Annotated in this window: 1 pseudogene; it reads right to left on the bottom strand. The window is 55.1% G+C overall.

From position 1 onward, the window contains the following. Positions 1-316: pseudogene (locus HK22_RS14865) on the bottom strand (IS110 family transposase); the annotation flags it as partial.

Genomic DNA, 316 nt, shown 5'->3' with positions numbered 1-316 from the left:
ATACGGCCGAGTTCCGGCATTTCTGCGAGAAGCATGGAGACTGATACCGGGCCGATACCAGGAATGGAACGGAGAAGTTCTGCTTTGGCGGAGAGTTCTTCTGCCTCTGCAATAACGCTTTCAATCCGTTGTTCAAGCTCGCTGATCTGGCTTTCGAGAAAAGCTTTGAGACTGCTGTCCATATCCTCCAGTTCAGCGCTCACACCCTGCTTGCGGCGCGCCGAAATCTGGGCAGAAAGCCGTTTGCGTGCCTCCACCATCTGAGCTCTGCGCACCGTCAGTGCCCGCAGAAACTGGAGTTTTACATCCGGCAGTG

Source organism: Gluconobacter sp. DsW_056 (assembly GCF_002153595.1).
In the GTDB taxonomy this organism is placed as follows: Bacteria; Pseudomonadota; Alphaproteobacteria; order Acetobacterales; family Acetobacteraceae; genus Gluconobacter; species Gluconobacter albidus.
Note: the sequence above shows the minus strand (reverse complement) of the source record. Positions and strands in the feature narration are given on the sequence as shown.